This is a genomic window from Streptomyces sp. NPDC002573 (assembly GCF_042889625.1).
GTDB lineage: Bacteria > Actinomycetota > Actinomycetes > Streptomycetales > Streptomycetaceae > Streptomyces > Streptomyces gibsoniae.
In genome coordinates this window covers 5,826-16,330 of the sequence record NZ_JBIARC010000065.1, presented here as the reverse complement: position 1 = coordinate 16,330, position 10,505 = coordinate 5,826, and the positions used below count along the sequence as shown (strand labels likewise).

The window sequence follows — 10,505 nt, the reverse complement described above, 5'->3', positions numbered from 1 at the left end:
CTGGTGGGGCGGCTCTGCGGTTGGTGGACACCGGCGACGGCAGGTCCGCCCGCGCGAGCGTCGTCCTCGACCGCTCGATGCGCACCGGTCGGGTGTACGCGACGCTTCGGTGGCGAACGGGTGGTCGGACCGCGTCCGTACGACTGGGGGAGGTGGACCGGGCGACGCGGTCGGAGAACCTACGCGAGGGATGGCGTCTGGCCCGGGAGGCGGGAGTGCTGTCCGCGGAACTCCCGGAAGGGTCCTGGGCCCGATCCGCCGCCACCCGTGCGTCGATGCGGGCCAACAAGGGCAAGGACACCGGGCCGGAGAGGCGACTGCGCTCCATCCTCCACCAAGCCGGTCTGCGCTATCGGGTGTCCGCGCGACCGGTCCCGTCTCTGCGTCGGACGGCGGACGTGGTGTTCACGGCGGCCAAGGTGGCGGTCTTCGTGGACGGCTGCTTCTGGCACGGGTGCCCAGATCACGGCAGCATGCCCGCGAGCAACCGGGGCTTCTGGACGGCGAAGATCGCCGGGAACAGGGCGCGGGACGCCGAGACGACGAAACTGCTGGAAGAGGCGGGCTGGACGGTCGTGCGCATCTGGGAGCACACCGCCCCCGAAGAGGCGGCGAAGACCGTCATGACGGCCGTCACGGCCGCGCGCACGGCCGCCCGCCCGGTCAAAGAAGGCGGCCGTTGAGCAGGTCGTCCACCGCGTCGGCCTCGCGGCGCAGGACGATCCTGCCGTCGCCGTCGCTGTAGGCGAGGATTTTCGATCCGACGTGGAGACCGGCCTCCACCAGCAGGCCCATGGGAAGTTCTACGGTGCCATCCTCACGGACGACGGTCTCTGCGGGTTCTTTGAGCATGGCTCTAGCATGTCAGCCCGCGGCTCGCCCGGTAGGGGCGGTCGGCCATGTGATCGATCAGCCGCTCGAGGGCGTCATCCCCGGAGAAGGGCGGGCACCTCTGCCACCCAGCCGCGAGAGGCACCAGGCCGGCAGACCAGACCAGTGGGACCAGGTGTACGTTCGGCCGGACGGCTTACGGATACTGCCCCAGTCTTCGTCAGCTGCAGGCATCGCAGATGCCGGTGGTGCAGCAGTCAGGCGCCGCGACGACCGAGAGACCGTGTGGCCGTCCCGCCGATGAGGGTCCTCAGGCCTTGTCGGGCCTCGCGATGAGCCCCGGCTTCTTCACGTTCTGGCCAACACCGCCAACCGCTCCGTGTGCAGATGCCACGGTGTCCGCAGCAACGTCCGCACCGCCAAAGGGGGGCCCGTGCGCCGTATCGTCTCGGCTGTCGTTGTGCTCGCTGTCCTTCCTGCCCCTCGCCGCCTGCTCCGCAAGAACGCCTACCCGGGCCGCTCCGGCCGTTACCGTGACGCGCACCGTGCCGGCCCCGGTGTCGCCCACCGCAACGACCCCGACCGCTGGCCCCACGCCGACGTCCGCGGCGCCGGCCACGACAGCCGTCGTGCCCAAGACGGCGCCCCCGGCAACTCCCCGGCAGCACCTGACCAACGCCTCGGCGGTACTCTCGCAGTACTACCAGGACATCACCGATCACGACTATGCGGCCGCTTGGGCGCTCGGCGGCTCGAACATCGCCGGGACGACCTACGACCGGTGGGTGGCCGGGTTCGCCACCACCCAGAGCATCACCCTGGGCACCATCAGCGAATTCGGAGCCTCCCGCGTCCACGCCGTCCTGTATGCCACCCAGACCGACGGCACGCTCAAGACGTACGCCGGCAACTACACCGTGGCCGACGGCATCCTCGTCGGCGCCTCCATCCGCCAGACCAGCTGACGCCAGTCGGGTCTCGCCCCCGTCAGGCTCCGCTGAGGGCGAGACCCAGTTGCCACGGAAAGGCGGCGAGCTGACCGTGCTCGTCGTAGGCATCGACGATCACCTGGCCGCCATGGCGATCGACCGCCCCGTCCGGCACGCCGAGGTGATCCCCTCCCAAGGGCGACGGCCGCCGCATACGAGGCCGCGCCTCGGACAGGTCCCGCGGCCGACAGCAAGACATGACCAACATCGACTGGCGCAGCGGGGGCTGAAACCGGCGCCCCCAGCCCACGATTCGGCCGCCGGTGAAACGCGAGTGCTGTTCACCGAGTGCCACTTTGCCGATCCTGGACCCACCGGGGGTAGGGGCAACGGTGCCATGTGTGTGGGCCTGCGCTCGCTGCTTCGTTGCGGTCTGCTCCTACGCGGCGGGCCGCGGCGGCGCCTCCTTCTCGGCAAGGAGCCACGTCCACCAAAACCCACCGACGTCCCGGGCGGGTCCGGATGTGGTGCGCCATCCGGCCATCCAGTCACCGCCGCCGTGATTGCGGGCCTGGCAGGAACATGTGTAATACGCCTGCCGCCGACACCGGGGTCGTGTCCCGCGACGTGGTGTAGGGGATCAAGCGCTACGCGTTCCGGTTCGAGGTCCGTAGCGATCTATGCGGAGGCGGCAGCCCAAGGAGTGTGCTGCTGACTTGAGTTGGACACCCGATCGGGCGGATCCACCGTCCTGGCCTGGGGATTCCGGTGCCTTGATCTCCTACACCACCTGGCGGGACGCCATCGACACCGGACGCCCGCCTGCCGGGAACCTGCCCTGCGGTTCGCAGGGGCCTCGATCCGCCAGACCATCTGACGGTCAGTGAGTGCTCATCCCGTCAGGCTCCGCTGAGGGCGAGACCGGCTTCCCCCCGGGCATGCCAGCCTTCTGCTGGTGCTGCAGCGCTGCGGACTGCCCTGACGCTCGGGACTGCCGGGCCTTCCGAAAGGCCCCGGCGCCTTCCCGGATCGGGCAACCGTTGCCCAGCAATGCTCGCCTGGCGTCCGGACGGCCTATGTGCGGAGGTTGCACCCTGAGTGGGCGGTGACGGGCCGCGGGATACGGTGCGATGCGGTGTTGATTGCCACTCAGGATGAGGACGCCGGTGGTAGGAGTGTGCCGTTCCGGATGAGCACGGCGACGTGATCGTTGCAGGCGGGTTGATCTCCGGGGTGCCGAGGGGCACGGTGACCATGTCTTGATCGGCAAACGGCCCTCCCGTTGTCGTTGGTCGCGAGGTCGGGAGGGCCGTTCGGGTGCGCCCGGAGGCGCTTTGATCACCGTAGAGGTGGACGCTGGGGATGTCGAACGGCGGCTTGCGGCAGGTGAGTTTGAGTGCCCGTTGTGTGGCGGGATCCTGACGCCGTGGGGGTGGGGACGCGTCCGAGGGCTGCGTGGGGCCGGTGAGGGCCGGCTGGATGTACGGCCGCGCCGCTCAAGGTGCTCGAGCTGTGGGGCCACGCATGTATTGCTGCCGGTCATCGGCCTGTCGCGGCGGGCGGACATGGCCGAAGTGATCGGGGCCGCGCTTGAGATGAAGGCGATGGGAGCCGGGCACCGGGCGATCGCGGACTGGCTGGGGCGGCCCGCGGCGACGGTTCGGGGCTGGCTGCGGCGGTTCGCCGCCCGGGCCGCCGAGGTGGCGGGGGTGTTCACCTCTCATCTGGTCGCGCTCGCCGACGACCCGGCCCGGGTGCTGCCGGCACCCGCGGCGGACGTGTTCGGGGACGCGGTCGCGGCGGTGATCGCCGCCACGGTGGCAGTCCGCGCCAGGTTCGCGGTGGCCGCCGCGCCCATCTGGCAGGTGGCCTCGGCGGTCAGCCGGGGCCTGCTGCTGGCGCCGGGCTGGCCGCCGTCGGATCGGTGAGAACGATCAACACGAGTCGCCTCTGACGGGCGGCGGCATGGCGGGTCCAGCCTGACTCGTTGACATGTCCGCTGTCTTTTGGAGGTCGTGCTGATGGCACTGGTCGACGAGGAGGAACGTCGGCGGGCCGAGCGGGCCCACCAGGTGGCGTTGTTCCGCTACCAGTTGATCCGCGAGGCGGCCGACCCTGCTCTGTCTCCGCGCCAGCGCGGGGCGATGGTGCGGGAGTTGGCGGCCCAGATCCACACCGATCCGTTCGGGCGGCAGATCACGGTCGGCCGGGGCACCCTGGACCGGTGGCTGAGGAACTGGCGTGAGGGCGGCTTCGACGCCCTGCTGCCGCCGACCAGGCAGGTCACCCCGAGAACACCGGAGGAGGTCCTGGACCTGGCCGCGGCGCTCAAGCGGGAGAATCCCTCGCGCACGACCGCGCAGGTGGTACGCATCCTGACCCAGCACCTGGGCTGGGGCCCGTCCTATCGCACCGTCCACCGGCACCTCGGCCGCCTGGACCTGCTGGACCGTCCGGACGGGCAGGCCCCGCCCGTCTTCGGCCGGTTCGAGGCCGACCGCCCCAACGAGCTCTGGGTCGGGGATGCGTTGCACGGCCCGAAAATCGCAGGTCGCAAGACGTACTTGTTTGCCTTTCTGGACGACCACAGCCGGCTGATGGTGGGGCATCGCTGGGGCTTTATGGAGGACTCCGTCCGCCTGGCCGCGGCCCTGCGGCCGGCCCTGGCCGCCCGCGGCGTCCCCGAGGGGGTCTACGTCGACAACGGCTCCGCGTTCGTGGACAAAGCCCTGCTCAGAGCCTGCGCGAGGCTCGGGATCAAGCTGATCCACTCCACCCCGGGACGGCCCGAAGGCAGAGGGAAGATCGAGCGGGCGTTTCGGACCGTGAGGGATCAGTTCCTCGTCGAGGTGGACAGCGAGAAGATCGCTGACCTCGGTGAGCTCAATCGTCTGTTCACGGCGTGGGCTGAACATGTCTACCACCGAGCGGTGCACTCGGAGACCGGGCAGCCGCCGATGGAGCGGTGGCTGGCCGGCTCCCCGTTCCCGCAGCCCACCGCGGCCCAGTTGCGGGAGGCTTTCCGCTGGTCGGAGCACCGCACCGTCACCAAGACCGCGACGGTGTCGCTCCTGGGCAACATCTACAACGTCGACGCGGCGCTCGTCGGGCGGAAAGTCGAGTTGGTCTTCGACCCGTTCGACCTCGCGGAGATCGAAGTCCGCTTCCAGAACAGACCATTCGGCCTGGCCGTCCCGCACCACATCTCCCGTCACGCCCACCCCAAGGCCAGACCGGAGATCCCCGAGGCCCCGCCCGCGCCGTCCACCGGCATCGACTACCTCCGCCTGATCGACACCGCCCGCACCCAGGAACTCGGGCAGAAGATCAACTACACCGCCCTCCTGCCCGATCAGCCAGCCGAGGACTCGTGAGCAGCGATAACCCGGTCCAGGAGCGCATCTGGCAGCTGGAGGACGCCGAGCACGCCGCCCGCCAGCTGAGGGACCGGGCACTCGACCTGGCCCTTCGCCTGACCGCGAGCCCCGGTCAGGGGCTGCCGCCCCTGGCCGGGCGGGCCGTGATGCTCGCGCTGTCCTTGCACCGCCGCGCCGAACAGGCGGCCGAGCAGCTCGACGACTTCCTCAACTACCTGGAAAGAGGCCCACGTTGATAGACAAGATTCAGGGCTATTACGGGTTCACGGCCATGCCATTCGGCAAGGACCTCGCCCCAGGGATGCTGCACCGGCACTCCTCCCATGCCCAGGCCGCAGCCCGCATCACCTGGTGCATCGGGGAACGCTGCCTCGGCGTGATCACCGGCGAGGTCGGCGCCGGCAAGACGGTTGCCGTCCGCGCAGCCCTCGACGCCCTCGACCACCCCCGCCACACAGTGATCTACCTGCCCAACCCGGCCATCGGCGTCGCGGGGATCCACCAGGCCATCGTCACCCGCCTCGGCGGCGTCCCCAAACCGCACCGCTCGACCCTGATCCCGCAGGCCGCGGACGCCCTGGCCACCGAACACGCCGAGCGCGGCAGGGTTCCCGTCCTGGTCATCGACGAGGCCCACCTACTTGATCACGAACAACTGGAAGCCGTGAGGATGCTCACCAATCACGACATGGACTCGACCAGCCCGCTGGCCTGTCTCCTGGTCGGGCAGCCCACCCTGCGGCGCAACATCAAACTCGGCATGCTCGCCGCCCTCGACCAGCGGATCGCGATCCGCTACAACATGCCGCCCATGACCAGCGAGGAGACCACCGGCTACCTCGCCCACCACCTCGCCCTCGCCGGCCGGTCCGACACCCTCTTCTCCGACGACGCGATCACGTTGATCCACGACACCGCCCGCGGCTACCCCCGCGCCGTCAACAACCTCGCCGTCCAGGCCCTGCTGTCCGCCTACGCCGACAACAAATCCATCGTCGACGAAGCCTCCGCCCGCGCCGCCGTCGCCGAAGTCACCCAGGAATGACCACCACCGCGAACGGCACGATGAGCATCCCAGTGACACCGTGAACATCAACTGCCCTGCCGGAACCCCACCGGCAGGGCAGCTTCGTCACACCACATGCTCATCCTGAGTGGCAACCACATGCTCATCTTGAACGGCACTCAACATGCGGGGCTCCTATCCGGCCGCACCGCACGCCCTGAGGGGCTCAGGTCACCCTGACCCATCCGGGCGACCATTCCGGCCAGCCTCTGGAGCACGATGCCGGAGACGGCCTACGGCAAGAGTGTTCGGGCGGTGCTGACGACGCCGGATAAGGCGCGAGTGGCCCGCCCTCGCCCTCGCCCCCTTGCGCATGGCGGTCCAGCGGCCGGCTCACTGCCGGTAACGCCAGATCTGCCGCAGCCGCAGAGCCTCCATGGCCCGATGGGCCTCGAGCTCCGTATCAGGGAATGGTCCCCGGCCGAGACCGAGGCGCACCTGGCGATAGAGCCGGTGCGGGGCGGCGACGGAACTATCGACCAGCGTGGACAGGAGCGGCTCGTCAGCCGGTGTGCCCCGGTCAGCCGCGACAAGAAAGGCGACCGGCGACGACTCCGGCACAGGCGGCTTCCAGATCAGCGTTCCTCCGGCGCCGCTCGGCGATTCACTGCTGCCCATAGTGGGCCGGCTCAGCCCCGTCGACAAGATCCTCCGACTCGCGGTGGCCTTCGCGCAGCGCTCTGAGAGCCGGCAACTGGAGGTTCTGGCTTTCTTCGCGGCATCCCGGCCCAGGGAAGATCGACAAGCTCTTCGTGATGCCGGACTACCAGTCGCCCAGTGGCATATGGAACGCCAGGCATGGCGACGTCCTGTGCTGCATCTCCGAGACTGCGAAGCTGTCATGTCCAACCACGATGAACAGTGGCTGACGACCACGATGGGGATGACCAAGCGGGAAGCCGAGAAGGCGGGAATCAAGTACAGGGTCCGCCGTTGTCGGCAGTGCCACCCCTTCCTGGCACTCGACGCCAAGATCAGACTGGGCGACGTGGTCATCGATGGGTAGACGCCGCGCGGCGAGTTGGAGCAGGTTCTGCGCCGCCAGCGGCCCGGCCACCTCCTCCCGACCATCCGGTGAGCACACGGGCTGTGCGATATGCCGCGAGTTCTCCAGAGCCCCGCTGGGTGAATGAGATTGTGACCAGGGGCTTTTTCCTCCTTTGGGCGTCTGCTGGCCTGTGACAGAACTTCGGGATTCCTGAAGCTTTCTCAGCTCGTGCGACGGATCCGCAGTCCGGTCGAAAGCGAGGGAACGCGGGTTTTCGGCAGCGTTGGGGGCGGTGCGGGACCTGCGGACCTGGGGGCGTAGAGGTGGGTGGAGCGACTTTCCGGTGCGGTGCGCGTCAGGCGCCGCCGATTGATCAACAAGTACCCCGCACGTCGCCCACCGAGCCAGAGGATCGTGAAAACCGTGCGGATTCCACATGCGCAACCGACTCAGTGTCGCCTCACGTCCCTGCGGAGGAGACGTGGGGGAAGGGCGGGGTATGGGCGAGCAGGCACCGCGGGGCAGGTCGGGTTGGGGCTGGATGCGGCCCCTGTTGGTCGGATGCGGCTACTGCATCCTGTTTGTCGCGCTCGCCTGCCGGGTGCTCGGCTGGGAGAGCGGGCTCGGCGCCTACGTCTGGTACGAACTGAACGGCCAGGACCACCTGCTGGGGGCACTCGGCCTGCGGGCAATGCCGACCGAGATCGCCGAGAGCGGCCTCAGCGCCTACCTGGAGATCGGTTTCTGGTGGGGCGTTGTCGTCTGCGTCATCGGGATCCGGCGCTCGGGCTGTCCCGGAAGCGTGCGCCGCCGCCTGGCGCGCGTGGCCGCCGGGAACCTCGGCCTGGTGTTGTCCCTGCTCTGGCCACTCCAGGTCAGTGCCGTGGCTGTCTTCTGCCTCCGCCGGGCCGGTCAACACCGCGCCCGGCGTGCCGTCACCGCCGCTGTCGGCGCTCTCGCCCTCGTCGGCGGTTCGTGGTGGGGATACACCGGACTCGCACCCCTGCAACCGTGGACCGACACCCGGTGGTCCCCCGCACTCACGGGCGAGTGGCACGGCTCGGACGGCGAGACTCTGGTCCTGCGCCGGAACGGCACCTTCAGTGCCGCAGGATTCCCGCCCGGCATCTGGTCCCCCACCCCGGACCTGAACGACACGGATCGCTGGACGATCCGAGCGGAGGACGGGTCAGCCCTGCTCCACCTCGACGCCCTCCCAGCTTCGGCGTCCGGAGAACCACTGGAGCTCGAAGTCTTCGGGTTCCCGTCTCCGAGTCGGCTCTGCCTGTATGGCGGCCCCGATGACCCCTGCGATCCGGCCTTTCACCGTTGAACCTTCCACATCGCGCAGTTGTGCGACATTCCGCGAGTTTTCCTGAGCCCCACCGAGTAGCCGAGGCCGTGACCAGGGGCTGCTTCTTCCTCCTTCAAGCCGTCCGTCGGCCGCTGACGTGACCTCACCGCCACCCTGGAACGGCTCCGCGTCGACCGCCGGCTCGAAGAAGCCATCACCCACGCACCCGACCCGCTCCACCTCTCCCTCGTCTTCGACATCGACGAGAAGACCGCCATCCGCTACACGGCCCCCGCCAGGGCACTGCTGGAGCAGGCCACCGAACGCGGACCCGCGCCTTGACACGAACCCGCGGGTCCATCCCCGAGAATCAGACCGGTCGGCCCGCGAGTTCCCGCCGAAGCACCTTCAGTTGCCGGGAACTCACGGGACTCAAGGCCCTGTCCTCGTATAGCTACGGCGAACGGACATGTAGCTCCGTGTAGCGCTCATGGTTGAGTCGTCCGGGCCTCCAGGTCCGGCGCCGGGTTTGGATCTTCAGAACCGGCCTCGGGACTGGTGAGCTCGCTCGACGAGGAATCGGTCTGCGTATGCACGAGGGGAAGTTCGTGCCGGCCGTGTCCACGCCGGGCAGGTGCGCGAAGGCCAGTTCCGTGCGGGTCAGGCCGCGAGGGTCTGTCCTACCGCAACCGTGATGCCCGAAAATGCGTCTCTCATCCCGTGCTCGATGCTCCGGGGCGTGTGAGGTACCGGGGCACGGTGGCCTTGGGGGGACGGACATGAGCACTTGGGCGGTGCCGGGATATACCGAGTCGCGGGAACTCGGTTCGGGGGCGAGCGGTCGGGTCGTGCTCGCCGTTCATGTGGAGACCGGGGTTCCGGTCGCGGTGAAGTACCTCAGCGACTCCTTGCGCACCCGGCCGGGCTTCCTGGAGGGGTTCCGCTCGGAGGCGCGGCTGCTGGGCGGGCTGGAGAGTCCGTACGTCGTCGGCCTGTATGAGTACGTCGAGAGCTCCGGCGGGGCCGCGATCGTGATGGAGCTGGTTGACGGCGTCTCGCTGCGCACGCTGCTGGTCAGGCAGGGCCCGCTGGTGCCGGAGGCGGCGCTCACCGTCCTCAAGGGCTCGCTGCTGGGGCTGACCGACGCGCACCGGGTGGGTGTCGTCCATCGTGACTACAAGCCGGAGAACGTTCTGGTGGGCTGGGACGGGCTCTCTCGTCTCGTCGACTTCGGCATCGCGGTGGACTCCGGCGTCAGCGCGGGCATCGCCGGGACCCCGGCCTATATGGCGCCGGAACAATGGACCGGCGCGCCCGCCTCGCCCGCCGCCGATGTGTACGCGGCCACGGCCACCTTCTTCGAGTGCCTGACCCGTCGAAAGCCGTACCAGGGTGAGAACTTCGCCGAGCTGGCTCTGCGGCACCTGGACGCGCCGATTCCGGTGGAGCAGGTTCCGGAGGCGGTACGGGGTCTGGTGGCGCGGGGCCTGGCGAAGAACCCGGCGGAACGCCCCACACACGCCGGGGAGTTCGTGCGGGAGCTGGAGGCTGTGGCAGGGACGGCATACGGGCCCGACTGGGAGGAGCGCGGCCGTAGGGAGCTCGCCGCGTTGGCCGCGTTGCTGCTGTCGGGGCGTACGTCCCCGGCCTCCACGACGGACTTCGCCCTGACGGCGCTGCCTCAGCCCTCCGCGGGAGGCCGGCTGAGGCCGTGGCTGCCGGGCAGGGCGGGACTGGTGCTGTTGGCGGCCCTGCTGCTGGGCGTACTTCTGGCCTACGGTGTCCAGCTCGCCCCGGCCGCTTCCCCGGGCGGGCCGCCGCGGGTGCTGGCGACGACCAGCGTAGGACCCGAGACCGGGGGCGGCACCGGCAACGGCACCACCGGGGGCGGCAACGGCAGCGGCACCACCAGGGGCGGCGACGCCAGCGGCACCACCAGGGGCGGCGACGCCAGCGGCACCACCAGGGGCGGCGACGCCAGCGGCACCACCAGGGGCGGCGACGCCAGCGGCACCACCAG

Annotated in this window: 12 protein-coding genes; 9 read left to right on the top strand and 3 right to left on the bottom strand. The window is 69.6% G+C overall.

What is annotated here, in order from left to right; genetic code table 11:
* The first annotated feature begins 23 nt into the window (after positions 1–23).
* A complete protein-coding gene (locus ACFYX0_RS37680; protein ID WP_388977745.1) occupies positions 24–683 on the top strand; it encodes a very short patch repair endonuclease in 660 nt (219 codons plus the stop codon).
* Here the strand turns inward: ACFYX0_RS37680 and ACFYX0_RS37675 are convergent.
* Positions 664–852: a hypothetical protein gene (locus ACFYX0_RS37675; protein WP_388977742.1), complete on the bottom strand. Its 189-nt coding sequence runs from the start codon at positions 850–852 to the stop codon at positions 664–666. The genes ACFYX0_RS37680 and ACFYX0_RS37675 overlap by 20 nt on opposite strands.
* A 608-nt stretch (positions 853–1,460) precedes the next feature.
* On the opposite strand from ACFYX0_RS37675, the gene ACFYX0_RS37670 reads away from it, so the two are divergent.
* On the top strand, positions 1,461–1,796 hold the full coding sequence (locus ACFYX0_RS37670; RefSeq protein WP_388977740.1) for a hypothetical protein: 336 nt from the start codon (positions 1,461–1,463) through the stop codon (positions 1,794–1,796).
* Between the two features lie 22 nt (positions 1,797–1,818).
* Here the strand turns inward: ACFYX0_RS37670 and ACFYX0_RS37665 are convergent, their stop codons facing one another.
* Positions 1,819–2,115, bottom strand: coding sequence for a hypothetical protein (locus ACFYX0_RS37665; RefSeq protein WP_388977736.1), 297 nt, complete (start codon positions 2,113–2,115; stop codon positions 1,819–1,821).
* Positions 2,116–3,325: 1,210 nt separating this feature from the next.
* Between ACFYX0_RS37665 and ACFYX0_RS37660 the strand changes: the two genes are divergently transcribed.
* From ACFYX0_RS37660 to ACFYX0_RS37645, 4 genes are all read left to right on the top strand, one after another.
* Positions 3,326–3,688, top strand: coding sequence for a helix-turn-helix domain-containing protein (locus tag ACFYX0_RS37660; protein ID WP_311700405.1), 363 nt, complete (start codon positions 3,326–3,328; stop codon positions 3,686–3,688).
* A 93-nt stretch (positions 3,689–3,781) separates the two neighbouring features.
* Positions 3,782–5,134, top strand: a complete 1,353-nt coding sequence (locus ACFYX0_RS37655; protein WP_388977733.1) for a DDE-type integrase/transposase/recombinase — start codon at positions 3,782–3,784, stop codon at positions 5,132–5,134.
* Entirely contained in the window at positions 5,131–5,373 is a 243-nt protein-coding gene (locus tag ACFYX0_RS37650; RefSeq protein ID WP_311700403.1) for a hypothetical protein, read from the top strand. Before ACFYX0_RS37655 ends, ACFYX0_RS37650 begins: the two co-directional genes overlap by 4 nt.
* Positions 5,370–6,182 (top strand): ExeA family protein, encoded by an 813-nt coding sequence (locus tag ACFYX0_RS37645; RefSeq protein WP_388977730.1) that lies wholly within the window; start codon positions 5,370–5,372, stop codon positions 6,180–6,182. Before ACFYX0_RS37650 ends, ACFYX0_RS37645 begins: the two co-directional genes overlap by 4 nt.
* A 354-nt stretch (positions 6,183–6,536) precedes the next feature.
* Here ACFYX0_RS37645 and ACFYX0_RS37640 read toward each other — a convergent pair whose 3' ends face one another.
* Complete coding sequence (locus ACFYX0_RS37640; RefSeq protein ID WP_355924811.1) at positions 6,537–6,821, bottom strand: hypothetical protein; 285 nt, start codon at positions 6,819–6,821, stop codon at positions 6,537–6,539.
* 223 nt (positions 6,822–7,044) lie between these two features.
* On the opposite strand from ACFYX0_RS37640, the gene ACFYX0_RS37635 reads away from it, so the two are divergent.
* The 3 genes from ACFYX0_RS37635 to ACFYX0_RS37625 form a co-directional block, all read left to right on the top strand.
* A complete protein-coding gene (locus tag ACFYX0_RS37635; RefSeq protein ID WP_355924809.1) occupies positions 7,045–7,209 on the top strand; it encodes a hypothetical protein in 165 nt (54 codons plus the stop codon).
* A gap of 523 nt (positions 7,210–7,732) precedes the next feature.
* Positions 7,733–8,524, top strand: coding sequence for a hypothetical protein (locus ACFYX0_RS37630; protein WP_355924807.1), 792 nt, complete (start codon positions 7,733–7,735; stop codon positions 8,522–8,524).
* 740 nt (positions 8,525–9,264) lie between these two features.
* The coding region (locus tag ACFYX0_RS37625) for a serine/threonine-protein kinase (protein ID WP_388977727.1) at positions 9,265–10,505 on the top strand (1,241 nt) is incomplete at its 3' end.